The sequence below is a fragment of the Kitasatospora sp. NPDC034023 genome, from assembly GCF_055575795.1.
Window position 1 is genome coordinate 111842 of sequence record NZ_JBVIRY010000009.1, and the last position, 24831, is coordinate 136672.

The 24831-nt window shown below is 73.9% G+C and carries 19 protein-coding genes; 6 read left to right on the forward strand and 13 right to left on the reverse strand.

The genetic code is table 11. The features are described 5' to 3' along the window. Window positions 1-26: 26 nt before the first annotated feature. Window positions 27-2837: a penicillin acylase family protein gene (locus tag ACZ52R_RS15735; RefSeq protein WP_465753592.1), complete on the reverse strand. Its 2811-nt coding sequence runs from the start codon at window positions 2835-2837 to the stop codon at window positions 27-29. 355 nt (window positions 2838-3192) lie between these two features. Here ACZ52R_RS15735 and ACZ52R_RS15740 point away from each other — a divergent pair, with 355 nt between their 5' ends. Then, on the forward strand, window positions 3193-4446 hold the full coding sequence (locus ACZ52R_RS15740; RefSeq protein ID WP_465753593.1) for an SUKH-4 family immunity protein: 1254 nt from the start codon (window positions 3193-3195) through the stop codon (window positions 4444-4446). A gap of 14 nt (window positions 4447-4460) precedes the next feature. Here ACZ52R_RS15740 and ACZ52R_RS15745 read toward each other — a convergent pair whose 3' ends face one another. The 3 genes from ACZ52R_RS15745 to ACZ52R_RS15755 all read right to left on the reverse strand — a co-directional run bounded on the left by ACZ52R_RS15745 (window position 4461) and on the right by ACZ52R_RS15755 (window position 6932). Then, window positions 4461-5342, reverse strand: coding sequence for an N-acetylglucosamine kinase (locus ACZ52R_RS15745; protein ID WP_465621335.1), 882 nt, complete (start codon window positions 5340-5342; stop codon window positions 4461-4463). 57 nt (window positions 5343-5399) lie between these two features. Continuing rightward, entirely contained in the window at window positions 5400-5996 is a 597-nt protein-coding gene (locus ACZ52R_RS15750; RefSeq protein WP_360498944.1) for a DUF1349 domain-containing protein, read from the reverse strand. A gap of 249 nt (window positions 5997-6245) precedes the next feature. Next, window positions 6246-6932 carry a macro domain-containing protein gene (locus ACZ52R_RS15755; protein WP_465753594.1) on the reverse strand — a complete coding sequence of 229 codons (687 nt, stop codon included), beginning with the start codon at window positions 6930-6932 and terminating at the stop codon, window positions 6246-6248. A 254-nt stretch (window positions 6933-7186) separates the two neighbouring features. Between ACZ52R_RS15755 and ACZ52R_RS15760 the strand changes: the two genes are divergently transcribed. Further along, complete coding sequence (locus ACZ52R_RS15760) at window positions 7187-8809, forward strand: ADP-ribosyltransferase domain-containing protein (protein WP_465621339.1); 1623 nt, start codon at window positions 7187-7189, stop codon at window positions 8807-8809. 188 nt (window positions 8810-8997) lie between these two features. Then, window positions 8998-11190, forward strand: coding sequence for a HelD family protein (locus ACZ52R_RS15765; RefSeq protein ID WP_465621340.1), 2193 nt, complete (start codon window positions 8998-9000; stop codon window positions 11188-11190). Window positions 11191-11283: 93 nt separating this feature from the next. Here the strand turns inward: ACZ52R_RS15765 and ACZ52R_RS15770 are convergent, their stop codons facing one another. The 5 genes from ACZ52R_RS15770 to ACZ52R_RS15790 all read right to left on the reverse strand — a co-directional run bounded on the left by ACZ52R_RS15770 (window position 11284) and on the right by ACZ52R_RS15790 (window position 15507). After that, window positions 11284-11994, reverse strand: coding sequence for a DUF1345 domain-containing protein (locus ACZ52R_RS15770; protein WP_465621342.1), 711 nt, complete (start codon window positions 11992-11994; stop codon window positions 11284-11286). Then, window positions 11991-12569, reverse strand: a complete 579-nt coding sequence (locus tag ACZ52R_RS15775; RefSeq protein ID WP_465621344.1) for a phosphatase PAP2 family protein — start codon at window positions 12567-12569, stop codon at window positions 11991-11993. Before ACZ52R_RS15775 ends, ACZ52R_RS15770 begins: the two co-directional genes overlap by 4 nt. Then, window positions 12562-14022: a diacylglycerol/lipid kinase family protein gene (locus ACZ52R_RS15780; protein ID WP_465753595.1), complete on the reverse strand. Its 1461-nt coding sequence runs from the start codon at window positions 14020-14022 to the stop codon at window positions 12562-12564. Before ACZ52R_RS15780 ends, ACZ52R_RS15775 begins: the two co-directional genes overlap by 8 nt. Before the next feature lie 213 nt (window positions 14023-14235). After that, window positions 14236-15078: a universal stress protein gene (locus ACZ52R_RS15785; RefSeq protein ID WP_465621348.1), complete on the reverse strand. Its 843-nt coding sequence runs from the start codon at window positions 15076-15078 to the stop codon at window positions 14236-14238. 36 nt (window positions 15079-15114) lie between these two features. Further along, the gene (locus tag ACZ52R_RS15790; RefSeq protein WP_465753596.1) at window positions 15115-15507 is read right to left on the reverse strand and encodes a DUF302 domain-containing protein; all 393 of its coding nucleotides are present in this window, start codon (window positions 15505-15507) and stop codon (window positions 15115-15117) included. A 472-nt stretch (window positions 15508-15979) separates the two neighbouring features. On the opposite strand from ACZ52R_RS15790, the gene ACZ52R_RS15795 reads away from it, so the two are divergent. Then, window positions 15980-17149, forward strand: coding sequence for an agmatine deiminase family protein (locus ACZ52R_RS15795; protein ID WP_465753597.1), 1170 nt, complete (start codon window positions 15980-15982; stop codon window positions 17147-17149). Then, window positions 17146-18042: a DUF4436 family protein gene (locus ACZ52R_RS15800; protein ID WP_360498960.1), complete on the forward strand. Its 897-nt coding sequence runs from the start codon at window positions 17146-17148 to the stop codon at window positions 18040-18042. The genes ACZ52R_RS15795 and ACZ52R_RS15800 overlap by 4 nt, the downstream gene beginning before the upstream one ends. Window positions 18043-18158: 116 nt before the next feature. Here the strand turns inward: ACZ52R_RS15800 and ACZ52R_RS15805 are convergent, their stop codons facing one another. From ACZ52R_RS15805 to ACZ52R_RS15815, 3 genes are all read right to left on the reverse strand, one after another. Continuing rightward, window positions 18159-19328: an agmatine deiminase family protein gene (locus ACZ52R_RS15805; protein ID WP_465753598.1), complete on the reverse strand. Its 1170-nt coding sequence runs from the start codon at window positions 19326-19328 to the stop codon at window positions 18159-18161. A 77-nt stretch (window positions 19329-19405) separates the two neighbouring features. Then, window positions 19406-20440 (reverse strand): agmatine deiminase family protein, encoded by a 1035-nt coding sequence (locus tag ACZ52R_RS15810; protein ID WP_465753599.1) that lies wholly within the window; start codon window positions 20438-20440, stop codon window positions 19406-19408. A 290-nt stretch (window positions 20441-20730) separates the two neighbouring features. Then, window positions 20731-21309 (reverse strand): TetR/AcrR family transcriptional regulator, encoded by a 579-nt coding sequence (locus tag ACZ52R_RS15815; RefSeq protein WP_465621358.1) that lies wholly within the window; start codon window positions 21307-21309, stop codon window positions 20731-20733. Between the two features lie 186 nt (window positions 21310-21495). Here ACZ52R_RS15815 and ACZ52R_RS15820 point away from each other — a divergent pair, with 186 nt between their 5' ends. Continuing rightward, complete coding sequence (locus tag ACZ52R_RS15820) at window positions 21496-23301, forward strand: acyl-CoA dehydrogenase (protein ID WP_465753600.1); 1806 nt, start codon at window positions 21496-21498, stop codon at window positions 23299-23301. A 22-nt stretch (window positions 23302-23323) separates the two neighbouring features. On the opposite strand, the gene ACZ52R_RS15825 is transcribed toward ACZ52R_RS15820, so the two are convergent. Continuing rightward, the gene (locus tag ACZ52R_RS15825) at window positions 23324-24718 is read right to left on the reverse strand and encodes an MFS transporter (RefSeq protein ID WP_465663382.1); all 1395 of its coding nucleotides are present in this window, start codon (window positions 24716-24718) and stop codon (window positions 23324-23326) included. Window positions 24719-24831: the final 113 nt, after the last annotated feature.

A 24831-nucleotide genomic window follows, 5' to 3' on the forward strand; every position in this document is an offset into this window, starting at 1 on the left:
GGGGCTGGTTCAGGTCCAGCAGTGGCTCAGCGGTGGCTGGGGAACTGCACCACCTGCTGGTAGGTGGGGCGGTTCTGCCAGGTGGTCTTGGTGTCCGTCACGCCGCCCAGCGGGCGCTGGATGATGGTGTCGGCGCACCACTGGTCGCCGGCCGAGCAGTCCGCGTCGCCCGGGTAGACCTGGGCCGGGGTCTGGGCGGCCGCGCGCTTGAGGGTGTCCAGCAGGACGCCCCGGCAGGCGGTCAGGTCGCCCCCGCCGCAGAAGGGGCGGGCCAGCGGGCCCTTCACCTGGTCGCCGAGGACGGCGCGCAGGTCCTTGTCCAGGTAGCTCCACCAGCCGTACTGGAAGGCCGAACCCTTGTGGGGGATGCCCTCGTTGGCGCTCACCGGGCCGCCGCCGGGACCGGTCTGCCCGCCCGAGGGCGACTCGTTGATCTGCAGGGCGCCGGTCAGCGCGGCGAACAGCTGGTCGCCGAGGCCGGGCCGCATGACGCCTTCGGACACCAGCGGCCACCAGGCGTCCAGCACCCGGATCGCGGCCGCGTCCGCGTAGGCGTGGCTGCCGGGTGAGGTCTCCTTCCGCTGCGCGCCGTCGGCGAGCCAGGCCTCCAGCTGCTGCAGGGCGGTGAGGGTGGCCGGGTCGGTGACCGGCGCGCTGCGCAGTACCCGGACCAGGTCGGGCAGCACGTCCTCGGCCCGCAGGTCGGCGAGCGCGGCGCCCTCCATGGCCTGGGTGAGCGAGACCCGGCTGACCTTGCCGCCGCTCCGCAGCAGTGTTTTCACCCGGTCGTCGAGCAGGTTGCCGCGGTGCACTGAGCCGTTGCCGAAACCGGCCGAGGTGTAGCCGTTCGCCTGCTTGTTGTTCCAGGAGACGTAGTAGTCCTGGTCGACGGACTGCGGGTGCTCGGCCGCCGGGGTGTACCGGGCGGTGTTGGTGGCGGGGTCGAAGTCCGCCCACTCGTAGCCGGGTTCGGCGCGGACCGGCAGTCCGGCGTCGACCCCCGGCGCGCGCACCGGATTGCTGCCGGAGTTGTAGTACGCGATGTCGCGGGAGTCGGCGTAGAACCAGTTGAAGGTGTAGTTGATGTCCTGCGCGGCCTGCTGGAAGCTCGCCGCGTCGTGCACCGCGCCGGGGTCGTTGAGCTCCTGGAAGCCGATGATGGAGTCGGCCTCGTGGCGGTAGGTGGAGCGCAGCGCGGTGAAGGCGACGGGTGCGCCGCCGACCGTGCTGCGGGCCGTGACCAGGCCGTACTTCGAGCGGTACATCACCAGGGTGTAGGAGCCGGCCGCGGTGGAGTCGGCGGTGGTCGGACTCCAGGCGTTCTTGCGTTCCAGCCGGTCGAAGGGCAGGCACTGGCCGTGCCAGAGGTAGGAGCCGGCGGCCGTGGTGACCGGTGAGCCGTCCGTGGTGCAGAGCGGGACGGCGTAGCTGTCGGTGATGTCCTGGCCGGCGGAGGTGGCGCTCCAGGCGTAGTCCTGGCCGCGGCCGAGCTGCACGTAGAAGCTCAGACCGGCGAAGGCGGCGCCGCGCGCGCTGATCCCGGGGCCCTGGATCTCCTCGAGCATCAGCAGCTGCGGGGCGAAGTAGCCGGTCTGCGGGCCGAACACGGCGACCGGGTGGCCGTCGTCGGTGTGCGCGCCGGAGACCAGCAGGGCGTTGGACATGCCGTGCTTGGCGGTGAGCAGATTGCCGGGGAGCACCCCGTCCGCCTTCGTCGCGGCGGTGTTCGCCGAGCCGCCGGCGTCGTAGATCATCCGCTCGGGCACCACCGAGCCGGGGTCGGGCAGCGCCTCGCCCTGCGGCTGGTCGGGCACGGTCGCGTACGGGAAGCTCTGCCCGTCGTGCAGGGTCTGGACGGCCTCGGGGTCGTCGGCCTCGCGCAGCGACTTCCAGACCGCATCCCCGGCGTCCTTGCCGTAGCGGGCCTCGGCGGCCGACTTGACCTGGGCGGAGGCGAGTTCGTTGCCGCCTCCGGAGCCGAACAGGGCGCCGACCACGGAGGCGAGGGCGACCAGGTCGGTCAGCTTGAAGGGCTCGATCGACCCGGCGTTGGTGATCGGGTCGATGTGCCCGGTCAGGTCGTACTCGCCGGGGAAGGTCCGGGCGTTGTAGGACTCCTTGGCGTACTGGTTGATGCCGTCGAGGTAGGCGTTGGCATCGGTGAGGGCCTGGGTGGCCCGGCCGCCGCGGGCGGCGATCGCGTCGATCTGCTGCTGCAGCTCCGCCTCGGTGTACGGCGCGGCCTGCCAGAAACTCTGCTCCAGCTGGCGGTTGGCGGCTGCCCCGCCCGCGAAGCCGGACAGCTGGCCGCGCCCGACGTGCCGGAAGAGGTCCATCACCCAGAGCCGGTCCTGGGCGGCGGCGTAGCCCGCGCCAAACTCGGTGCCGTAGCGGGTGGTGCCGGTGATGTGCGGGACGCCGGTGGCCTTGTCGCGCACGATCGTGACGTCCGACCGGGGGCTGGTGCTGCTCGCGACCTGGTCGGCGGGGACGCCGAAGGAGGCGTCGTTGAAGAAGTCGCGCAGCTTGGCGTCGGTGAGGCCGGGGTAGCCGGAGGCGAGCGAAGCGTACGGGCCGAGCTGGTCGTCGGTGTGGGCGGGGCGGGCGCCGAACATCCGGTTGAGCAGGATGTCGGCGAGGGTGGCGTTGCCGTTCTCACCGGGCGGCAGGATGTCGGCGCAGTGGCCGCCGCAGTAGTCGCCGGCGGCGGCGCTCGTTGTCGTGGGGGTGGTGGGGGCGGCCGCCGCGGTGGGGGCGGTGGTCAGGGCAGCGATGACGAGCAGGGCCGACGCGAGGGCGGCGGCCGGGAATCGGAGGGGGTGGGGGCGTAGGCGCAAGGCGGACTCCTCCGTCGAAGCCACGGGGAGTCGACGGTAGGGGTGCTACTGACCGGTTGGCTAGTGGCGTGCATGCCATTTCCGTTGGAGCGGCGTGAAGTTGACGGGCCGTGGGCCGTGTGGCGGTGCACCGTCGCTCGCGCGTGCGGTGACGCCGCTGAAGGTCAGCAGGTGCCGGTCGTTGGTGACGGCGTACAGGTGGGGCTGCCCTTCACCGTTGCCTCGAGGTCCGCTGCGCAGGGCCACAGGTGGGGGCGGCGAGGACGGCCGGGCCGGTTGTCGGTGCTGTCGGCTATGGTCGGGCGCGTCGGAGGCAAGATCGTCCGTCGGAGCGCGGTTGAGGAGGGGGTGTGCCGTGGTGGAGACAAACGCGGCGGGGAGTGCGGAGGCGCGTGCGGACGTGGTGGGCCTTCGGGAGCTGCCCGCCGGGCTCACCCACGGGCCGAGCCGCGAGCGGCTGGCGGCCGGGGGCCTGCCCCGCTCCTTCGCGTACCTGGACCTGGCGGCGTCCTGGTACGAGCCCTTGCGGACGGCCGCGACCTGGTACGACGAGTTCCGGGAGGAAGGCGCCGAGACCCTGATCGTGCTGGGGGAGGCGCGGTACGAGGACCGGTACGGGGGCAACCTCGCGGATGTGCTGCTCGACGGGGCCACCGGCGAGGTGTACCTGGCCTGCCAGGACCATTCCGGTGCCCTGCGGCGAGACCTGCTCGCCAGCGGTCTGGAGTCGCTGGTCGCCCTGATGATCGAGGTCGAGGCCGTCACGGCCGGCGCCGACGAACCGTACGAGCCCGAGGACGGCGAGGAGTTCGAGCCGCGCGGCCCGGAGACGGTCGCCGAGGCCGTCCGGATCTCCCTGGAGCGGATGCGCCAGGCCGATCCGGAGCTGTTCCGGCGGACGGACGACCGGCCGGCGCACTGGGAGACGGCGACGCGGGTCCGGGCCCTCGCCTGGGGAGCGCTGCCGGGCGAGCCGGACGGCCTGCGGTACGCCATCGACGCGGCCCTGGTCGAGGACCTCGCGGTGCTCACCGACGGCACCGTCCGGCGCTTCCACGAGGACGACCTGCCGGCGGTGCTCAGCCACGCCCCGACCCGGCGGCTGCTCACCGGGCTCGGCCTGCCGGTCTCCACCCGGGGGATCTTCCGGATCGACCCGGTGGGGCCGCTGTTCACGATGGCGGAGACCTTCCCGGACTCCTTCGAACCCGATGACCCCGAGTACGGCGAGGAGTACCGCCGCGACTACCAGGGCGAGTTCCTGGCCTTCGGCGACTGGCCGTACGACGTCACCATCGCGCTCGACGGCGCCACCGGCCGCCTCGAACTCCCGGCCTGGTTCGACGACGGCGAGCCCGCCGCGTACCTGCACCGCGACGTCTCGGCCATGCTCTACGTGGTCTGGACGTACGAGCGCCTGCGCGCCGACCGGCGCCACTGGGACGGCGGGCACGCACCGGTGCCCTGGGAGGCCTTCCACCCGCGGGAACTGCTGGACTGTGCGGCCGAGGAAGCCCTGCGCGCGCTGGACCCGGAGGCGTTCGCGTCCGAGACGCACTTCTGGCCGATCCGGATCGACGACGGCCACATGGGGAGCCTGCTGGAGTAGCGGCGGGCGGGCGATCAGGGGGTTCGGCGGGCCAGGCGGCCGGCGAGGCGGGCGGCGGCGGTGGCCGCGTCGGTGCTCGGCAGGCGCGGGGCGAGGTCGGCGAGGTGGTGGAGGAGGTGCTGCCGGATCGGGCCGGGTGAGGTGGCCACCGAGCCGGTGAGGACGAGCGGTTCGGCGGGCACGGCGGTGGCGCGGACCAGCGCGGCCAGGTGGCCGGCGCAGGTGCGGGCGATCGCGAGGGCGGTGGCGTCGCCGGTGGCGGCCAGCCGGGAGACCAGCGGGGCGAGGTCGGCGAGCCGGCGCGGCGGGCCGTCGTAGGCCCACCGCAGCAGCCCGTCGGGGGAGTCGGCGGCGCAGTGGGCGCGGACGGCGGTGCCGAGCGGGCCGTCCGGGTCGGCGTGCGCGTGCCGAAGGGCCTCCCGGCCGAGCCAGAAGCCGCCGCCTTCGTCGCCGAGCAGCCAGCCGAGCCCGCCGTGGCGGGCGAGCGTGCGGGTGCCGTCCAAGCGGACGCAGATCGTGCCCGTCCCGGCGATCAGCACGGCGCCCCGGCCGTCGGTGACGCCGCCGGAGGCCAGGGCGGGGACGGTGTCCGGGACGAGCCGGACCGGGCAGTGGAGGCCGAGGGCGGCGCGGGTCCGCCGGGCGAAACCGTCCTGGTCGGCCAGCGCCCCGTACCCGGCCAGGCCGACCAGGCAGGCCGCGACCCGGGCCGGATCGCGGCGCCCGAGTGCGGCCGACACGGCGGCGGCCAGGTGTTCGACGGTGCGGGCCGGGTCCTGCCCGGCGGGGTTGGCGCCGCCGCTCTCGCCCCGGCCGAGCGGCGTGCCGACGGTGTCGAGGAGGACGGCGCGGGTGCGGCTGCCGCCCGCGTCGACGCCGAGCTGGAGGGTGGTCACGGGGGCGGCTCCGGTGGGCGGAGGGGGCCGGCCGCGCTGGGGCTGGCTGATCGGCGGTCAGTCTGCCAGGTGCAGTGCCGTGTCCGCCGGTCCCTGGGCGAAGCGGGTGAAGCGGACCTGCAGCCCGTCCCGCTCGGGCGAGGCGCAGAACGGTCCGGCCGCCGCCGCTGCTCCCGGGGGCAGCGGCGCCAGCCGGACCAGGCGCCAGGGGCCGTCTTCGCAGCGGGCGCGGACCGTCACGGCGTCCCCGCTGCGGCTGGCTCTGACGGTGACCCGTCTGCCGTGCCACTCGGGTACGGGGGCGAGCGACCAGTCGGAGACGCCGCGGGTGACGACCGCGCCCAGGTGCGGGAGGCCGTCGCTCATCTCGACCCCGGCCTTGATCCAGGTCTGCGGGTCGACCCGGACCAGCAGGCCGGCCTGGTCGTAGAGGGCGCCGAAGTCGGCGACGAAGGTGACCTCGGTCGCGCTGCCCGGCGGGAAGCCGGTGAGCAGCGCGTGCCCGTCGTCGCGGACGAAGCCGTAGCTGGTGGTGCGCCAGAAGTCGCTGCGGCCGCGGGCGGTGACCAGGAGGTCGGTCCCGTCGGTCCGCGCCTGCTCGGGCTGGTTGAGCCAGCTGCCCTCGTGCCAGGCGATGTCGCGGGGCGGGTGCATGGGAGGCCTTCCTTCCGGTCTGCCAGCGGATGGCTGCAATTTTCAGAAAGGGCCATTCAACACCCGCCCGGGTGGGCTTGGGGAGGTTTGTCTGGGCTTCGGCACGTGACGGATCGGGAATCGCCGGATCGACGCCGGCCGACCGGTCGTGACACCCCCAGGCAGCGGAACTCGCGTCGAGGAACCCGGAGTCGAGGAACCGGAGTCGAGGAACCGGGGTCGAGGAACCGGGGTCGACGAACCCGGAGTCTAGGAGGTCCGGGTCGAGGCACTCCGGCGTGCGGGCGGGGCGATGCGGACCCGCTCGGTGGCGGGGGCCCGCTCGATGTCGTCCAGCTGGGCGAGGATGGTGGCGCGCAGGTCGTCGTCGTCCTCGAAGTGGTGGTCGTTGAAGAGGGTGTAGCCCGTCCACATCAGGTTGGCGCAGATCCGGGCCGGCACCCGGCCGGTCTGGGCGCCCAGGCCGACCAGCGCGACCGACCGGATGGAGCCCGGCTCCAGCCGGTTCTGCCGGTGGACCGCCTGGAAGGCGGCGGCGCAGGCCAGCGCCACGTTCAAGGTCTCGCTCACGTTCTGCGAGGAGGTCTGCATCGTCGGGGCCGAGATCAGGAACCGCGGGTTGACGGCTCCGGACGGGACGCACACCGCGCTGCCGACCGGCAGCGAGCCGGCGTGCCCGTCGCGGATCGCCTTCTGCACCCGCAGCTGGATGCCCGCGCCCAGGTGGCGCTTGATCGCCGCGTCCGTCCCGCCGTCCATCCGGCCGCGGGAGTTGGTGGGGCTGACCCAGGCGTCGGCCTTGGTGGCGAGGATCGAGGCGTGCCGGATCTCTATCCCGGGGGTGTCGGCGAAGGCCGCCCGCCAGGACTCGACCACCGTCGCGTTGAGGTCGGTCAACACCACCTTGAGCGGCGACTGCGCACGGTCCGTGGTCATGCTGAAGCTCCTGTCGTTCGGGGGTGGTTCCTGCTGACATCGACGAAGCTAGCGCGCGCCACTGACAATCCGTCGGCGCCGACCGGCGCCCGCCCGGCCGCCGCCCCGGGCGGCCCGGATTGTCACTCCCGGCTGGTAGGACTGTGGTGTCCGCCAGGAGCCTGACGGATCGTCATCTGTCGTTCGCCTGCCACCCGTCTGTCATTCGTACGGCCCCGACCAGCCGGGCCGCCTCACACCCTTAGGGCACCACCATGAGCGCTGTCGACACCCCCGCCACCCAGCCCGACCCGAACGACCCGCTCGCCCTCGCGGAGCTGTTCACGGGCGGCGGCGAGCCGTGGCTCCCGTTGCTGAAGCCGGTCATCGAGGCACAGTCCGGCGCGGCCTCGTTCATCGGCCCGGGCCGCGGTCCGGACGTCGTCCCCGTCCGCGAGCTGACCTTCCAGGCGCTGAAGCCGCACGCGCCCCACAAGTGGAAGGTGGTGGTCTTCGGTCAGAACCCGTACCCGCGGCCGGAGAGCGCCACCGGCATCGCGATGTTCGACAACACCTTCCACGACTGGAAGGACAGCAAGTTCGGCCGGGTGGTCAGCATCCGCTGCATCATCAAGGCCGCGGCGATGTGGAAGTACGGCATCCCCAAGAAGACGCCGATCGCCGACATACGGGCGCTGCTGAAGGAGCAGGAGACCGTCCAGCCGCCGGAGTGGTTCCAGGCGATGCTCACCCAGGGCGTGCTGCTGCTGAACGCCGCGCTGACCGCCAGCAGCGACGGCGCGATGGGGCCGGACCAGCACACCGCGTTCTGGCGGCCGGTCGCCGAGCGGATCGTCGAGGAGATCCTCCGGGCCAAGCAGCAGGCCGCCGAGGAGGACCGCTACGTGGTCTTCGCGTGGTGGGGCGCCCACGCGCGCAACCTGAAGAACGTCGTGCTGCGGCTGCAGAAGAAGTACCCCGAGGTCGAGGTCCGGCACATCGACCACGCCAACCCCGCCGCCCAGGGCGACATCTTCTGCGACGGCGAGCACTTCGCGACGGTCAACGCGGCCCTCGCCGCGCTCGGCGCCGAGGAGGTGGACTGGCTGCCCAGCACCGGGTGGAACGCGCACTCGGCCGACGGCGGTGGCGGGGCGGACGGCGCGGTCGCCGAGCGGATGGGCGCCTTCATCGCCTCCACCATGGAGCTGCACCAGCTCTACCTGGACCGCCTCGCGAGCGTGAAGGACGAAGGCCTCGTCCTGCCCGCCATCACCGGTGTGTTCGACACCCCGCTGATGGGCTTCCGGGAGGCGGCGGCCCCGGTCGCCGAGGTGCTGCGCGGCCTGGACCGGCATGTGGCGCTGTCGCACGACTTCGGCAAGCGGCGGGCGGACGAGGCGGCCGCCGGTCTGTCCGCCGACGAGATCGCCGCGCTGTACCTGTACACCTGCGAGTCCGCGTTCTACCGGGAGATCAACGCCGTCCTGCGCTCGCCGGACCGCGGCCGGCTGGTGCCCTACCTCCCGTACCTGCGGCTGCTGTTCGCGGCGGTGTCGCGGCTGCCCGTCCGCACCGAGCCGCTCTGGCGCGGCGTCTCGCTGGACCTGCGCCGGCAGTACCCGCTCGGCAAGACGGTGACGTGGTGGGGCGTCTCCTCCTGCACGTCCAAGCTCGGGGTGGCGCAGGCCTTCCTCGGCAGCCGCGGCAAGCGGACGCTCTTCGAGGTGCGCCCCGCCCGGGCCGCGGGCATCCAGAGGTTCTCGGCGTTCACCGGCGAGGAGGAGTTCATTCTGCTGCCGGGCACGCAGCTGGAGGTCACGGACGTCCGGGCCGAGCGCGGCGGCCTGTGCACCGTGACGCTGACCGAGCTGGCGGAGGCGCCCCTGGTGTCCTGAACCGGCCTCGCCGCCCCTCGTCCCGGAATCCGGACGCCGGACACCTGAACGGCCGGACACCCGGACGGCCGGACGCCGGACACCCGAACGCCGCCAAATCCATAACTGAGTCAATATCTTTACTGAGTTCAGTTATGCTGGATTCCGAACGAGCGGGTGCGCCCGTGGCGAGGGAAGGGACGCGAACGATGACCTCGGAAGTCCAGCAGGCGGCGCCGGAAGCCCAGGGCCTCGACGGCGAGCTGCGGCGGGAACGGGCCTACGTCGAGGACTGCCGGGCGGCGATGGCCCGGCAGGTCGAGGACGCGAGCCACCAGGTCGTCGCCGGAGAGGACGTCTCCGGCGACGGCGCCAGCGCGGAAGCGCTCGGCCGGTACCTGCGGACGCGTGCCAAGCGGATGAAGGAGCTGCCGCAGAGCCCGTCGTTCTTCGGCCGCCTCGACTTCGCCGACACCCCGGAGGCCGGGGACCACCGGCGGCAGCGCTACTACGTGGGCCGTCAGCGGATCTCCGAGGACCCGACGGTGCCGCCCCTGGTGGTCGACTGGCGGGCCCCGGTCTCCCGGGCGTTCTACCAGGCCGGCGCGCACGATCCGCTCGGGCTCGCGCGGCGCCGCCGGTTCGGCTGGGCGCCGTGGAGCGTCGGCCGGCCGGAGGAGCTCACCGGGCTGGAGGACGAACCCCTCGACGGGGCCGGGCCGCGCGGGGAGGGCAGCGGTACGGGCACGGCGGAGAGCGGTGCGAGCGCGGCCGGGGGCGGTCCGGCCGGCATCCTCGCCGCCGAGATCGAGCGGCCCCGCACCGGCCCGATGCGGGACATCGTCGCCACCATCCAGCCCGAGCAGGACGAGCTGGTGCGGGGCGGGCTGAGCGAGTCCGTCTGCGTGCAGGGCGCGCCCGGCAGCGGCAAGACCGCCGTCGGCCTGCACCGCGCCGCGTACCTGCTCTACAGCTTCCCGCAGCGGATCCGGCGCGGCGGCCTGCTGGTGATCGGCCCCAACCGGACCTTCCTGCGCTACATCGCCGAGGTCCTGCCCGCGCTCGGCGAGATCGACGTCGGCCAGTGCACGGTCGAGGACCTGGTCGCCACCCGGCCGGTCACCGCCGTGGACGACGAGCGGGCTGCTGCGGTCAAGCAGGACGCGCGGATGGCGACGGTGCTGCGCCGGGCGCTGTACGGGCGGATCCGGACGGTGGGCGCGCAGCCGCTCGTCGTCCCGGACGGCTCCTACCGGTGGCGGGTGTCGCCGGAGCGGCTCGACCGGATGGTCGCCGAGCTGCGCGAGCAGGCGCCGCCGTACGCGATCGGCCGGGAGAGCGTCCGCACCCGCGTGGTGGCGATGCTGCAGGACCAGGCGGAACGGCGGGCCGGCGTGATGTCCGGCGTGTGGCAGCGGAAGGTCGGCCGCTGCAGGCCGGTCGCGGCCTTCGTGGAGGCGGCCTGGCCCAACCTGCGCCCGGAGGCCGTGGTCGCCGGGCTGCTCGGCGACCCCGCCGTGTTGGCCGAGGCCGCCGACGGGGTGCTCAGCCCCGAGGAGCAGGCGGCGATCCTGTGGCGCCGGCCGCCGCGTTCGGAGAAGAGCGCGAAGTGGTCCGAGCACGACCTGATGCTCCTGGACGAGGTGGCCGGCCTGATCGAGCGCCCGGCCGGCTTCGGCCACGTCGTCCTGGACGAGGCCCAGGACCTCTCCCCGATGCAGTGCCGGGCGATCGCCCGCCGCAGCGCCTTCGGCTCCCTTACCGTCCTCGGCGACCTCGCCCAGGCGACCGCTCCCTGGGCCGCGCGCAGCTGGTCCGAGCAGCTCGCCCACCTCGGCAAGCCGGAGGCCGCAGTGGTGGCGCTGACCACCGGCTTCCGGGTGCCGGCCGCCGTGATGGCGCTTGCCAACCGGGTGCTGGGCGCGCTGGACGTGGACGTGCCGCAGGCGGTCTCGCTGCGGCGGGACGGCGAGTTGACGGTGCGCAGGGTCGACGGGGTGAGCCAGGACGGCGAGGCCGGCTCGGGCGGTGCGGCGAGCCCGCGGGGTGCCGCCGACTTGGGCGGCGCGGTGGTGGAGGCGGTGCGGGCCGCGTCGGAGCGCGAGGGCTCGATCGCGGTGATCGCGGCGGACGCTGCGGTGGCGCAGGCCGCTGAGGCACTCCGGGCGGCCGGGATCCCGACGGCCTCGGCCGAGCAGGTCGGCACCACCGCCCGGGTGACGGTGCTGCCCGCCTCGCTGGTCAAGGGACTCGAGTACGACCACGTGGTGGTCCTGGAGCCGGCCGCGATCGTCGAGGCCGAACCGCGCGGCCTGCACCGGCTCTACGTCGTGGTGACCCGGGCGGTCTCGCGGCTGGACATCCTGCACTCCCGGCCGCTGCCCGCGCCGCTGGGCGGGTGACCGGGCTTTCGGCCCGACAACTGTGGCGACAGGACGATGGGGCGAACGGGGCGAACGGGGCGAACGGGGCGAACGGGGCGCCGGGCGACGGCCTCAGAGGCCGTTCAGGGCGGAGACCAGGCTGGCCACCGTGACGGTGTTGAAGACGAAGGCGATGACCGAGTTGGCGGCCACGGTGCGGCGCATCTCCCGGGAGGCCACCGTGACGTCGGTCGTGCCGAAGGTCGTCATGATCGCCAGCGCGAAGTAGATGTAGTCGCTCCAGACTTGGGCCTCCCAGCTGTCCGGGAACTCCAGGGCGCGCTCGTCCTCCACCAGGTTGTCGGCCTGGAAGGCGACCGCGAAGGACACCGCCACGCAGACCCAGGCGAGGGCGACCAGGGCGAGCGCCACCAGGGCGCGGGGGACCGGGCCGAGCCCGGACCCGAGGTGCCCGGGGAGCCACGCCACCGCGACCAGCAGCGCGGCGGTGGCGATGAAGAGCGAGACGCCCGGCCCGGGCGCCGTCCCCAGGAGGTAGCGCTGCAGTACGGTGCCCCGCTCCTCCCCGGCCCAGCCGCGCACCCGCTCCGGCGACGCGGTCGAGAAGGCGGTGGACGTGAGCACGAGGTACGGCAGGAGGTAGGCGAACAGCACCAGGACGCCCGTGTCCGCTCCCGACAGCAGGTCCCAGCTGCTGTCGACGCCGAGGAGCAGCGCTGCCGCGCCCGCCGCGACGGCCGCACTCACCGAGGACCTGCGGCGCTCGGAGAGCCAGGACGGCGGTTCGTCCCGGTCGGACGGCTCCGGGCGCGGGTCGCTCACTGGCCGGCGAGCCGCAGCGGCACGTGCACGACGGCCAGGGCCGCCGCCGCGGCCGCGAAGCCGAGGACCGCGCCGGCCGCGACATCGCCGGGGTAGTGCACGCCCGTGTGCACGCGGGAGTAGCCGACGGCGACCGCCAGCGCCCCGAGCGGGACCGCCGCCGGAGGCAGCACCACGCCCACGGCGGTGGCGAAGGCCGTCGCCGACGCCGTGTGCCCGGACGGGAAGGAGGCCGACTTCGGCATCCTCACCTGCCGTGCCACGATCACCTGGGCCCGCTCCCGGTCGGGCCGGCGCCGGTGGACCACCTGCTTGCCGAGCAGGTTCGCCGCCACGGAGGCCAGCGCGACGGCGGTGACCCCGACCACGGCCGCCTGCCGGGGCCTGCCGGGCAGGAGGGCAAGGCCGGCGGCGACGGTCAGCGAGATCTTCGAGTGGTCGGCCGCGCGGGACAGCCGCCGCAGCGCGGAGTCCAGGGCCGGGGTGGGGGTGGCGGCCACCGCCGCGTACAGGGCCCCGTCGATCGCGCGGAGGTCGGTGAGCACCCCCGCCGCAGAGGCGTTCCGGTCAGGCACGGGACCTCGCCTCGCCGTCGCGCTCCTCGGCGCCCCGTCCCACCGTGTCCCGTGCCGCCGTGTCCCGTTCTTCGGCGTCCCGTCCCACGGAGTCCGGCTCGCCGTGGCCGAAAGCGAGCGTGGCCAGCTGCCGCCAGTCCACCCGAGGCGTGACGGGGACGACGCCGGGGCGGTTGCGCGGCACCAGGACCCGCAGCGCCCCGGGACGCGTCGTGCACACCACCGGCGTGGGCAACCGCAGCGCCTCACCGTCGACGGCCACCGGGATCTCCTTCTCGTCGGAGGTCACCTCGACCCGACGCGCGGTCAGCACGGTCAGGCCGGTGGACTGCGAGCCCCGTACGGCCAGGTCGGCGGCCTGCGCCGCGCCCTCCACCCGCAGGCCCACCACGCCCAGCTCGCCGGTGTCGAGGCGGGGCCGGCGGCCGCCGCTGTCCAGGTCGTCGGGGGAGCCGTACGGGTTGTTGCTGACCAGCAGCGCCTGCTGGTCCGAGAGCGCCGTGGGCGCGGTGCCGTCCGCCGGGCCGTCCGCCGGGCTGTCCGCCGGGCCGTCCGCCCGGGCGTCGACCCGCCGCACGCCCTCGCCGACCAGCAGGTCCGGCAGGAGGTTCAGCGCCGTGCCCGCCTTGGCGTCGCGGTACTCGGGGTGCTGCACGACGTCCGTGTACACCCCGAAGGAGACGGTGTTGACGAAGGGCCGGCCCGCGACCTCGCCGAGGTCGATCCGCAGCTCCTCGCCGTCGGTCAGCGCGTCGAGGCAGCGCGCCGGGTCGGACCGGTCGAGGCCGAGGTCCATGGCGAAGTGGTTGCGGGTGCCGGCGGAGATCACCAGGAACGGCAGTCCGTGCTCGGCGGCGACCGCCGCGACCAGGGCCTGGGTGCCGTCGCCGCCCGCGACGCCGAGCAGGTCGGCACCGCCGGCCACCGCCTCGCGGGCGAGCGCGGCGACGTCGGCGTGGGCGTCGGGGTCGAGCAGGACCACCCGGGCGCCGAGTTGCTCCGCCCGTTCGGCCAGCCCGAAACGGCCGACCTTCCCGCCCCCGGACTTCGGGTTCATGATGAGCACCGGCCGCTGGGGCCGGGGCGCGGCGGCCGCCCGCGCCGTCTCGGTCGGGCGCGCGCGGCGCAGCGCCACCCGGCCGAGGACCAGCGCCGTGCCCCAGCAGAAGATCAGCAGCAGCGCCGTCGGCCACAGGTCGTGGTAGACGAACAGCACCACGACGGCGATCGGCGCCGAGATCGCGAGCAGCGCGCCCACCACCCGCACCGCGCCCCGGTACGCCAGGAACCACCAGACGCCGGCCGCCCAGACCACCAGCTCCACGAACCCGGCCACCACCACCTCCAGGCCGCCGTCCCACAGGGCGAGCAGCAGCACGACCACGGCACCGACCGCGGCCAGCAGCGCGCACCGCGCGAGCACCCGCGCGGTCCCGCCCCCGTCGGAGCCCACCTGCCGTGTCCCGTCGATGTCGTCCTCCCTGAGCCGTGTCCCGGGCTTCTTCGCGTAGCCCGGTCCGTGTCAGCAGCCTGCGCACTTCCGTCACGGCGGGCATTCCGGCCAGGCTGTCCGGGTGAGCCCCGGGGCGGGCCGGTCGGCAGGCCGGTCGAGGGTTCGGTTCACCCACCGTGCGGTTGACCCACGGCCCGGTTACCCGCAGTCGGGTCAGTCATGCGGGACGAGAGCGACCGGGCAGTGCACGTGGTGGATCGCCGAGTGGGCGACCGGGCCGAGGTGGGTGCCGAGCAGGGTGCGCCGGACGCGCCGCCCGACGACGAGCAGACGGGCGGTGGCGGCGGCGTCCACGAGGGCGACGCCGGCGCTGCCGCGGATCAGGTCGGTCGTCACCTCCACCTCGGGGCGGCGGGCCCGCCAGGGCTCCAGCAGCTCGGTGAAGCGGGTCCGTTCGGCGGAGGAGAGTTCCTCCTGGAGGCCGCCGATGGCGTCGAAGGCCATGTACTCGGTGCCGACCGGCGGGGACCAGACGTGCACGACGCGCAGCGGGGCCGAGCGTCGGGCGGCGGCGTCGAAGGCGAAGGCGAGCACGTCGTCCGCCGGATGGGCGAGGTCGAGGCCCACCAGCACGGGGCCGTCCGGCTCGTCCTCGCCGGCCCGGACGAGCACCACCGGGCAGGCGGCCCGGCGCAGCACCTCCTGGCTCACCGAGCCGACCAGGAAACCGCGGACGGCGCCCAGGCCGCGGGAGCCGAGCACGAGCAGGACGGCGTCGCGCGCGGCGTCCTCCAGGGCCTCGGCCGGGGCGGCGGGGACGTGCGAGGAGCTGACCGGGACTTCGACGGCGGCGCGCAACTCGGATTCTCGGGCGGCGAGTTGCTCCACCGATCGCTGGTGCGTCCGCTCGCTGCCGGCCACGTCCCGGTGCGGCCAGGGCCAGGCCTGGAGGAGGCGCAGGGGGCAGTCGCGGCGTTGCGCCTCGCGGGCGGCCCAGGCGGTGGCGGTGAGGCTCTCGGGTGAGCCGTCGAAGCCGACGACGACGGGTCCGGTCATGGTCTGCTCCCTACATCGGCGTCATGATGTGTTCCCTCAGCCGCGCAGGGTGTCGAGGGCGGCGCCCAGCCGCCGGGCCGCCTCGTCTGCGACCTCGCCCAGTCCGCCGTCGGGGCCGGCCAGCGCGACCAGCGTCTTCGGGTCGACGGCCTCCACCACGGTGGCGTCGCCGTCCGCGCGGACGACCACGTTGCAGGGCAGCAGCAGTCCGATGCGGCGGTCGGTCTCGAGCGCCCGGTGGGCGAGGGCGGGGTTGCAGGCGCCGAGGATCAGGTAGTCCTCGATCTCGGCGCCGATCTTCTCGCGCAGGGTCGCCCGGACGTCGATGGTGGTCAGGATGCCGAAGCCCTGCTCCTTGAGGGCGGCGGTGACCGCCTCGACCGTCTGTGCGTACGGCCGGTCGAGCCGTACTCCGATCCCGTAGTCCATGGTTCCTCCCGGGGGTCGCGGCCCCAGTATCGGCGGCGGCCGGGCCCACCGCCTCTCGGGTTCGGCCCGGCCGCCGCCGCTTCCTCCGGCCGGGTTCGCGGCGGGGATGGGTAGGCCGGCCGCCCGCGCGGACAGGATGCACGGTCCTCGCTCGAGGAGTCGGCCGGCCGGGTGCCGCCGAGCGGCTCCTCGATCCCGGTGGGAGGCGTTCGCCTCACAGGAAGTAGAGGCGGTTCAGCGGGACGGTGTCGGCGGGTTCGGAGTGGAGCGGGGTGCCGTCGAGGGTGACCAGGCTCGACGGCTCCGGAAGGACGGCCCGGAAGAACGGCCCCGGTCCCGCAACACCTCCGTCCTCGCCTGGTTCACCCCGGGAGCGGACTCCCCCGAACGGCGGATGCGTGCCGCGCCGGATCCTGACCTTCCTGTCAGTAGCGTGCGGAGCCGAAGCCGACACCCAACGGAACGAGGACTCATGGCTCACCCCCGGCCGTCCCGCCGCTCGCTCCTGCAATCCGGGGCCGCGCTCGCCGCGTTGGCCCTGCTCGGCGGCTGCTCCTCCGGTGGCGGCGATGAGCAGCCCGGCCCGAGCGCCACGGCCTCGGGCGCGGCCCCGGCGGGCAGCCCGGCCGCCGCCGGGCGGACCATGCCGGCCGAGTCGCAGCCGCACACCCGCACCTTCATGGCCTGGCCCGCGCTGGAGGAGGTGTGGGGCGACCAACTGCCCGGCGTCCGGCAGGACATCGCGGGCCTGGCCCAGGCCGTCGCCGGCTTCGAACCGGTGGTCCTGCTGGCCCGCCCCGACCAGGCCGACCAGGCCCGGCAGGCCTGCGGGCCCTCGGTCGAGGTGCTCGAGTTGACGGTCGACGACCTGTGGGCCCGGGACACCGGCCCGACCTTCGTCACCGGCCCGCAGGGGCTCGCCGGGGTCGACTTCGACTTCAACGGCTGGGGGAACAAGCAGACCCACGCCAACGACGGCCAGGTCGCCCGCAACCTCCTCGCCCACTACGGCACCACCCGCCTCCAGGCGCCGATCACCGGTGAGGGTGGCGGCATCGAGGTGGACGGCGAGGGCACCCTGATGGCCACCGAGAGCGCCTGGGTCAACGACAACCGCAACCCCGGCAAGTCCCGCGAGCAGATCGAGGCGAGCTTCAAGGACCTGCTCGGCGTCGAGAAGGTGATCTGGTTCAAGGGCGTCGCCGGGCAGGACATCACCGACTGCCACGTCGACGCCCTCGCCCGCTTCGCCGAGGCCGGCACCGTCGTCCTGCACCGCCCCGCCGCCGGCACCCCGCCGGACGTCTGGACCGCCGCCTCCGCGCAGGCGCTCCAGGTGCTCCGGTCCGCGACCGACGCCAAAGGCCGCACGCTCAAGGTCGTCGACCTCCCCGAGCCCGACGTCGACCTGATCCAGGGCGCGGGCAAGAACTTCCTCGCCACCTACATCAACTACTACGTCTGCAACGGCGGCGTCATCGTGCCGCGCTTCGGCGACCAGGCCGCCGACGACCAGGCGGCCGGCATCATCGGCGACCTCCACCCGGGCCGCAAGGTCACCCTGGTCGGCATCAACCACATCGCCGCCGGCGGCGGGGGCATCCACTGCGCCACCCAGCAGCAGCCGGCCACCGGCGCGTGAGCGCGTCGCGGCGGCGCGGCAACCGCCTCCTCCTCGCCCTGCTGATCGTGGCGGTGCTGTGCTCGGCCGGCGTCGCGCTGTACCTGAACGAGCGCGACACCCGGCAGCAGGCCCATGAACTGGCCCTCCCGGGCGTCAGCGACTGGATCGAACTGGACGTCACCTCCCAGGACATCAACCCCGGGACGGGCGATCTCACCCTCTTCGTCGTACCCGTCCCGCACGGTGGCCTCGCGGCGGGGCCGGGCACCTCCGCCTTCAGCCGGCAGGTCGTGATCACCGTCCAGTCGGCGGTCCGCACCGAGCTGCGGGCGGCGCCGGGGGAGGCGGCGACGCCCCAGCCCGTGCCGGCCAACTTCTACGACGGCACCGTGACCGACTACCCCTTCGACCGCCACCACTTCGCGCTGTCGTTCGCGGCCGCGGACACCACCGGCGGCATCCCCGTCGGCGTGGTCTTCGTGGACGCCGACCCGTTCTTCGTCGTCCACCCGACCAGCACCCCGCACCCGTCCGGAGCGATCGTCCTGGAGGGCACGGTCACCAGGGCGCGCAGCACCTTCATCCTGGCCTGGTTCATGATCGCGGCCATGTGGGCGCTCGCCCTGGCGGTGATGGCCGGGGCCGAGGTGCTCTACCGGGGGCGGCAGGGGATGGTGTGGCCCTCGCTCGGGTGGATGGCCGCGACCCTCTTCGCGCTCATCGGCATGCGCAACGCCGCGCCCGGCTCGCCCCCGATCGGTTCGCTCATCGACTACCTGGCCTTCTTCTGGGCTGAGGGCATCATCGCGGCGTGCCTGACGTTCACCGTCGTGGCCTGCACCCGCGTCGAGCGCCGCAAGCGCGCCGAGGCCGAGGCCGAGGCGGCGGGCGCGGCCGGTTCCGGCCCGTGACGGGGGACGCTCCGGGCCGGTTCGACGGGGCAGGGTCCGGTCCGCCGACCGGACCCTGCCCCGAACGGTGGCCGGTCCCGGAGCCCGTCCGCACGCCCCCGCGCCGGCCCGTCCGGTCAGCCGAGAGCGGGGATGTCGTGGGTGGCGCAGTGGATGCCGCCGCCGCCGGCCGCGATCGCGTCGATCTTCACCGGGACGATCTCCCGGCTCGGGAAGTACTGCTTCAGGATCTGCTGCGCCCGTTCGTCGGCCCTGGCGTCGCCGAACTTCGGCAGGTAGACGCCCTTCGAGCCGATGTAGAAGTTCATGTACGAGGAGACGAAGGCGTCGCCGCGGCCGGTGATCCGGTCCGGGTCGGGCTGCTGGAGCTCCACCACCTGCAGCTTCCTGCCGGTCGCGTCGGTGGCGTCCCGGAAGACGGCGCGCGCCTGGTCGGCCGAGCGGGACCAGACGTCCGCCGGGCTGCCGGGGAAGGCCTGGTCGAGCAGGACCACGCCGGGGGCGGCGAAGCGGGTCAGGCAGTCGACGTGGGCGTCGGTGATGTCCTTGCCCTTGACACCCGCCAGCCAGATCACCTTGGTCACGCCGAGGAGCCTCTTCAGCTCGGCCTCGACCTGGTCCCGGCTCATACCCGGGTTGCGGTTGTCGTTGACGACGGAGCTCTCGGTGACCATCAGGGTGCCCTGCCCGTCGGTCTCGAAGGAGCCGCCCTCGGCGACCAGCCGGGTCTCGATCCGCTCGACGCCGTACTTGGCCAGCACCGCCCGGGCGACCTTGGAGTCGTTGCCGCGCTGCTGCTTGCCGCCCCAGCCGTTGAAGTTGAAGTCGACCCCCTTGACCCTGCCGCCCTCCTCGACGAACACCGGCAGGGTGTCCCGGGCCCACAGGTCGTCGACGGCGATCGGCACCACCTCGACGGCCGAGCCGCAGGCCTTCTGCGCGGCGTCCTTCTGCTCGGGCCGGGCCATCAGGACGACCGGTTCACGGGCGGCGATGGCCTGGGCCAGGCCGGCGACGTCCCGGCGGACGTCCGGGAGCTGGTCGCCCCAGACGTTCTCGGAGGCCGGCCAGGACATCACCGTGCGCAGGTGCTTGTCCCACTCGGCGCCGAAGCGGCGCACCCCGGGGGTGCCGCCGGGGGCGCCGCCGGGCTGCTGGGGCGGCACGGTGGGGTCGACGTCCTCGACGCCGTTGGGGTCGCAGGCGGTGAGGCCGAGGGTGAGGGCACCGACGCCGACACCGGCGAGGGAGCGCATCAGGGTGCGGCGGGACAGGGCGTTGGACATACGGGAACTCCAGCTGAGGGTCTGGGCGGTGGAGGGGGCTTCGGTGGCTGTGGCTCTGGCTGTGGCTGCCGTGACGGCTACGGCAGCGGCTCGTGCATGGTCGAGCAGTGGATGCCGCCGCCCCCGGCCATCAGGCGGTCGACGTCGATCTGCACCACCTCGCGGCCGGGGAAGGCCGCGGCGAGCGCCTCCCTGACGGCGGCGTCCTTGTACGCGTCGCCGAACTGGGCGGTGATCACGCCGCCGTTGACGACGTGGAAGTTGAGGTAGGAGTCGACGAACTTGGAGCTGCGGGAGCGGACGGTGTCCGGGCCGTGCACGGGGAGGACCTGCAGACGGCGCCCCCGGGCGTCGGTGGCGGCGGACAGGATGGCGAACTGCTCGCGGGCGTCGCGCGCCCAGGCGTCGTTGCGGTCCGCCGGCGGCAGCTGCACCATCACCACGCCGGGCCGGATGAACCGGGAGGTGACGTCCACGTGGTCGTCGGTGATGTCCTGGCCCTTGATCCCGGGCAGCCAGATCATCGTGTCCGCGCCGTAGGTCTCCAGGACGGCCTCCTCGACCTCGTCCCGGCTCATGCCGCGGTTGCGGTTCTTGTTGACCAGGCTGCTCTCGGTGGCCATCACCGTGCCGTCGCCGTCGGTCTCGATCGCGCCGCCCTCGCCGACGAAGTCCGCGTAGGAGTGGCGCAGGCCCCGGCGGGTGGCCAGGAGTTCGGCGACCTGGGCGTCGTCGTGGTGCACCTGCTTGTTGCCCCAGCCGTTGAAGTTGAGGATCACGGCGTCCAGACCGCCGTACCCGTCGCGGCGGAAGACCGGCGCGATGTCGCGCATCCACAGGTCGTCGGTCGGGATGGCGGTGATCACCTCCACCGCGGAGCCGCACCGGGACCGGGCCTTGCCCGCGGTCCAGTCGTCGGGGGCGCACATGACCACCGGCTCGAACTCGGCGATCGTGCGGGCGATCAGGGCGATGTCCTCCTGGACGCCGCCCAGGCGCAGTCCCCACACACCCCGGCGGGAGGGCCAGGACATCCAGGTCCGCGCGTGCGGGACGTCGTCCGCCGGCACCCAGTACGGCCCGGTGGAACGGTCATCGCGGTCGTGGGTCATGAGGGTCTCCAGATCGTGCGACGGTGCCGGGAGGGGTGCGCGGGGCCGCCGGCTCCACTCTTCGCGCCGCGACGCACCGGCGCACCACGGAGCGGGGCCGACGGCCGACACCCTGCCCTGCGGCTTCAGGCTCGCACTGACTGAAAAATCAGTCAAACGCGTGGGCGTGCCCTGACGCATCCTTGACGGCTGCCGTGCGGAGTGTGACGCGCCCGGGGCGCTCCGTGCCGATGGGTGCTGACCGGTGCGGATCGGGGCTGATCGGGCGGATCGGTGTGGATCCGGGCGGCTCAGGAGCCGAGCCGGGCCACCTCGGCGTCGATCGCGTCGACCATGAGCGTCCGGGCGTGTGCCAGCGGCAGGCTGCCGCTGAGCCAGCGCGTGCTCAGCCCCTCCAGCAGTGCGGTGAGCCGCTCCGCCGCTCCGGCCAGCACGACCGCCGAGGACATCGGCCGCTCCACGCCGAGCAGCTCGGCGATCTCCTGCACCCAGATCCGGGTCGCCCGCGCCAGGTCCTCGCGCAGCGTGTCGTCGAACACCGCGCTCGCCCGCAGCTCACCCCAGGCGGTGCTGTTCTCCCGCACCTCGACGGTGTCCTGGAGCTCCAGCAGCAGCGTCTGCTCCAGCTCCTCGCGCGGCGTCAGCGGCGGTGCGTCCGCGGCGCGCTCGGTCGTGTAGCGCTCCGCCCGGTCGTTGATGAACTCCAGGGTCTGACGGAGGATCCCCGTACGGTCCTTGAAGTGGTAGTAGATGAGCGCGGTCGACACGCCGGCCTCCGCCGCGAGCTCCTCCACCCGCAGCCCGCGCACCCCGCGCCGGGCGATCACCCGCGCAGCTGCTTCCAAGATCGACGTTTTACGACTGGCCACGGTCCACCACCTTACCCGTGCGTACCGACAGGATCGGGCCCGTCGTCTGAGAAACAGGTCAGCCGCCGACCGTTGTGTCGGTGGTGCGGCAGGCGGGAAGATGCCGGGTGCCCCGTACGTCGGCTCCCTGTCCCGCCGTCCCCTTGCCCCGCCGTCCCCCTGTCCCGCCGTCCCGCTGTCGATCGGATGCCTGGTTTGGACTCCCTCCTGCTTTCCCGCCGCGACCTCGACTTCCTGCTGCACGACTGGCTGGACGTCACCGCCCTGACCCGCCGCCCCCGCTACGCCGACCACGACCGGGACACCTTCGACGCGGTGCTGGAGCTCAGCGAGTCCATCGCGACGAGGCACTTCGCCCCGCACAACAAGAAGAACGACGCCGAGGAGCCCCGCTTCGACGGCGAGCGGGTGCACCTCATCCCGGAGGTCGGGCAGGCCCTGCGGGTCTACGCCGAGGCCGGCCTGGTCGGCGCCTCCATGGACTACGACCTCGGCGGTCAGCAGCTGCCCGTCGTGGTCGCCAACGCCTGCCGGGCCTGGTTCCAGGCCGCCAACATCGCCACCGCCTCCTACCCGCTGCTCACCGTCGGCAACGCCAACCTCCTCCTGGCGCACGGCAGCCGGGAGCAGATCGACACCTATGTGCGGCCCATGGTCGACGGCCGCTTCTTCGGCACCATGTGCCTGTCGGAGCCGCAGGCCGGGTCCTCGCTGGCCGACATCACCACCCGGGCGGTGCCGGCCACCGACGGCACGTACCGGATCACCGGCACCAAGATGTGGATCTCCGGCGGCGACCACGAGCTCAGCGAGAACATCGTCCACCTGGTGCTGGCCAAGATCCCCGGCGGTCCGGCGGGCGTGAAGGGCATCTCGCTGTTCATCGTGCCCAAGTACCTGGTCGGGCCGGACGGCACGCTCGGGGAGCGCAACGACGTGGTGCTCGCCGGTCTCAACCACAAGATGGGCTACCGCGGCACCACCAACGCCCTGCTCAACTTCGGCGAGGGCCGGCACACCCCCGGCGGCGCCCCGGGCGCGGTCGGCCACCTGGTCGGCGAGCCCCACCACGGGCTCGCGTACATGTTCCACATGATGAACGAGGCACGCATCGGCGTCGGCCAGGGCGCCACGGCGCTCGGCTACACCGGCTACCTGCACGCCCTCGACTACGCCCGCACCCGCCCGCAGGGCCGCCCGCTCGGGGGCAGGGACCCGCACGCCCCGCAGGTGCCGATCATCGAGCACGCGGACGTACGTCGGATGCTGCTGGCGCAGAAGAGCTACGTGGAGGGCGCGCTCGCCCTCGGCCTGTACTGCAGCCGGCTGCTCGACGAGGAGGCCACCGCCGAGCAGGAGGCCGACCGGGCCCGCGCCCACCTGCTGCTGGACGTCCTGACGCCGATCGCCAAGAGCTGGCCGTCGCAGTGGTGCCTGGCCGCCAACGACCTCGCCATCCAGGTGCACGGCGGCTACGGCTACACCCGCGAGTACGACGTCGAGCAGTTCTACCGGGACAACCGGCTCAACCCCATCCACGAGGGCACCCACGGCATCCACGGACTGGACCTGCTCGGCCGCAAGGTCGTGATGGACGGCGGCGCGGGACTGCGGCTGCTCCTCGACACCCTCGCGGCGACCACCGCGCGGGCCGCGGCGGCCGGCGGCGAGGCGGCCGACCTCGCCGCCCGCCTGGACGCCGCGGCGGCCCGGATCGGACGGACCACCGCCACGCTGTGGGCCGCCGGGGACCCGGCGGCCGCGCTGGCCAATGCCACCGTCTACCTGGAAGCCGTCGGCCATGTGGTGCTGGCCTGGATCTGGCTGGAGCAGTTCCTCGCGCTCGGCGCCGGCACGGACGCCTTCCGCCAGGGCAAGAGGCAGGCGGCCCGGTACTTCTTCCGGGTCGAACTACCGCGCACCGGGCCGCAGTTCGACCTGCTCGACAGCCTCGACCGGACGGCGGGGGAGTGCCGCCCCGAGTGGTTCTGACGATCCGCTTCCCCGGGTGGGGTCAGCCGGTCGTGGCCCGCGTGCGGGTGCGGGTGCGGGTGCCGGTGGCGGTCGGGTGGGGCCAGGCGTGGTGGTGGCGGTCGATGACGTAGTGGTGGCCGTGCCGCCAGGCGCCGGTGGCGGTGGCGTGCGCGTCGGCGAGATGGGGGTGGCCGGTGGGCAGATCGGTGTGCAGGTGCTCCAGCACGTCGGGGTCGCGGGCCGGCCACAGGGCGGCGGCTCCCGTCGCGGCGGCCAGGGCGACGACGCCGAGGACGGCGGCGGTGACGGGCAGTCCGGCGCCGGCGGCGAGCCATCCGGCGAGGGGATAGGTGAGCAGCCAGCAGGCGTGCGAGAGGGAGAACTGGGCGGCGAACGCGGCCGGCAGGTCGGCGTCGGCGGCCGAGCGACGGATGAGGCGTCCGCCGGGGGTGAGCACGGCGGAGCTGCCGGCGCCGACGAGGGCCCAGGCGGCGAGCAGGGCCACCCACGATCCGGTGCCGGCCCGGACGGCGGAGATCGCGGTGACGGCGGCGAGGACGGCCGGCAGGGAGAAGGCGGCGGGCAGCATGATCGCCCGGTCGCCGGTGCGGGCGAGGAGGCGGGGCAGGAGGAGCGCGGTGAGCATCGAGCCGACGCCGTAGGCGCCGAGCGCGAGCGAGACGGCCCCGGCCGGGCGGTGGAAGTGGTCGCGGACGACGTTGACCGTGTCGACGAACACGATCGCGCCGGCGGCGGCGACCGTGAGGTCGAGGGCGAGCAGGGCACGCAACCGGGGGGTGGCCCGGAACAGCCGGGTGCCGAAGGCGGCCTTGGCGTGGCCGCCGCCCGCGCGTTCGACCGGGGCGGGCTTGGGCAGGACCGCGGAGACCACCAGGGCGGCGGAGGCGAGGAAGCCGACCGCCGTCCCGGCGAACAGCCAGTCGTACGACACCGCAGACAGCAGCAGCGCGGCGAGCGCGGGGCTGAACAGCGACTCCAGGTCGTAGGCGAGCCGGGACATCGACAGGGCGTTGGTGTAGTCGCGCTCGGCGGGCAGGACGTCCGGGATGGTGGCCTGGAACGTCGGGGTGAAGGCGGCCGAGGCGGCCTGGAGCAGGAAGACCAGGACGTAGATCTGCCAGACCTGGTCGACGAACGGCAGGGCGAGCGCGACGCAGGCCCGGGTGAGGTCCATCGCGACCATCAGCGTCCGTCGGGGCAGTCGCCCGGCGAGTGCGCCGGCGATCGGCGCGATGGCGACGTAGGCGACCATCTTGATCGCCAGCGCGGTACCGAGGACCGCCGAGGCGTCGCTGCCGGCGATCCGGTACGCCAGCAGGGACAGCGCCACCGTCGCCAGGCCGGTGCCGACCAGGGCTACGGCCTGGGCGGTGAAGAGGTGGCGGTAGGCGCGGTTGCGCAGCACGGACAGCATGGGCCCCGTCCCGGTCGGCAGTGGGGTGGTCAACCCATCATAGGAACAGGTGCGTACGTGTGCACCTATTCGTCGGAAGCCGACCCGCCCCGGTTGTCCGGCGCGCCCGCTGT